Below are 1,850 nucleotides of genomic sequence, written 5' to 3'. Positions count from 1 at the left end.
TCTCGTCAATACACAACAGGGGGCGGCACTTCTTCAGTGCCGCCCCGGTCTGTTCGATTTGCTGTTACTCCGCCAGTTCTTGCTGCTCCAACTGGCCAAGCGGAATACCGGACTCGGTTTTCCACTGCAGTTTGCCGTTGGCGGAAGCCCCCATAAGGAACTGCGCATCGGGTGTGGGGGCCGGGGCTGCAGCGGCAGATGCCTTGTCGTCGTCGGCCTTTTCAAAGATCCTGTACCCCAGCGACCCGATAGCGATAGTTGCAAAGGCAATGAACTCCTCGAGGTCCGCCTGCTTTTCCTCCGTCACAGTGCCCGGTGATGGGTCATTGCTGTTGAGCGTGCGCACGCGGCCAGCTGCGAGTGCTCGGCTGTGGAAAGCATTCTCGAGGTACGAAATCTCTGTGGGGCCAAGCGAATCGTCCGATGTGACCAGCAGACCGCATGCGTGAAGTACTCGTTTTTCTCCTGCCGGAAATGCTCCATGACCCGGTCCCTGGCCGCTCTATTCGCGTAAGGCTTCGCCAACCATGGGGCGTCGGTTTACGACGAACGCAGGTCACTGGTGTTGTGATGTGGGCCGCTGGGCGATGACATCGAGCACCCGAGAGTGGGCGGCGATCCAGTCTGCCGCGTCGGGATTGATGTTGCGGGCGACGGTGTCGATTGCTGTCACGTAACTGGCAAGCCTGCGAACCTCCGCTTGTTGGTCAAGATCCGCGTTGATGAGGGGTTCTTGGTGGGAGGCGCGGTTACGGACGCAACGGATGAGCTCCACGTTAGTTTCGAAATCGGCTCGGCTACGGCCCGGGTAGTAGGGCATGCCTCCGTTGCGAAGGTCGGCGAGTCCCACCAACACCGTATGCCAGCATCAGCGTTCAGTCGCACGTCAATGAAGTTTCGAAGTAATACCTCCACATGGCTGATGTCTTCCAAGAATGCTTTCGAGACGCGGGTATTCCACACGTACCACGCATCGACCGGCTCGATCCGGTAGCGGCTGAGCCTGGCGGATGAGAACCACTCCTGTAGCGTCTCACGGCTCACCGTAGGATCGTGGTAGGATTGACGCCGATAGGCCTCGGGAAGGTCAATGCCGCGAAACATCGGTACACCCCCGAGGTCATTGCTTTGCCCATGCCTTTCGCCGCGTGCCTGCGGGGCATCGTTGGATGGCATCATCCCGTCTCCTCCCTGTGCGCGCTCAGCCATGTTCGCGGGCAGGTGCAGCAATGAGATTCATCAACTGATTCTGCATACGAACCTCCAACGATCCTATGCTGGCCAGCACGCATACCTTTCTGTTTGGCCCCACCTCAACTCGACCATTTTCGCTGGGTTGAGTTGAGTAAATCGAAAAGGTCATTGGACACGAAGCCGCGTTTGCCTTTGCCGATGTTGCGCCGGTCAAGCACGCCGGCCTCCACAAGATGCTCAAGAGCATTCTGCGCTGAAGTGGAGCTTGTCCCGGTCAGCCGAGCAGCCACATCGACAGTCAGTGCTGGAAGCTTCGGCAGGACATCGAGGATTTTCCACACCGCTGAATCGCTGCGCGGAATCCGCGTTCCGGTCCGCTCCGCATATGCGGTGATGAGGGCGCGGCTATCGCGATCGAACTCATCAAGCTCATCCTTAAGGGCAAATGCGTCATCGTCGTCACCCACTCGAAGCAGCTTGCGCGATCAGCCGATGTCACGCTGCGCCTAGAACAGCGCAAACTGGTCGAACGCAAAAAGGCCTGACGGACGAGGTGGGCGGTGTCTCGTCAATACACAACAGGGGGCGGCACTACTTGAGCGCCGCCCCGGTCGGTTCGGTTCGCCGTTACTCCGCCAGTTCTTGCTGCTCCAACT

Annotated in this window: 3 protein-coding genes; all 3 read right to left on the bottom strand. The window is 59.1% G+C overall.

Annotated features, from left to right (window positions below; genetic code table 11):
• Nucleotides 1-64 precede the first annotated feature (64 nt).
• The 3 genes from HMPREF3087_RS10615 to HMPREF3087_RS04575 all read right to left on the bottom strand — a co-directional run bounded on the left by HMPREF3087_RS10615 (nt 65) and on the right by HMPREF3087_RS04575 (nt 1,661).
• Nucleotides 65-346 carry a hypothetical protein gene (locus HMPREF3087_RS10615; protein WP_176745010.1) on the bottom strand — a complete coding sequence of 94 codons (282 nt, stop codon included), beginning with the start codon at nt 344-346 and terminating at the stop codon, nt 65-67.
• A gap of 210 nt (nt 347-556) precedes the next feature.
• Nucleotides 557-820 (bottom strand): hypothetical protein, encoded by a 264-nt coding sequence (locus HMPREF3087_RS10660; RefSeq protein WP_197457081.1) that lies wholly within the window; start codon nt 818-820, stop codon nt 557-559.
• A gap of 493 nt (nt 821-1,313) precedes the next feature.
• Complete coding sequence (locus HMPREF3087_RS04575) at nt 1,314-1,661, bottom strand: Fic family protein (RefSeq protein WP_070428242.1); 348 nt, start codon at nt 1,659-1,661, stop codon at nt 1,314-1,316.
• Between the last annotated feature and the right edge of the window lie 189 nt (nt 1,662-1,850).

It is taken from the genome of Brevibacterium sp. HMSC22B09 (genome assembly GCF_001806795.1).
Lineage (GTDB): Bacteria > Actinomycetota > Actinomycetes > Actinomycetales > Brevibacteriaceae > Brevibacterium > Brevibacterium ravenspurgense.
This window is presented reverse-complemented; position numbering and strand designations above follow the sequence as displayed.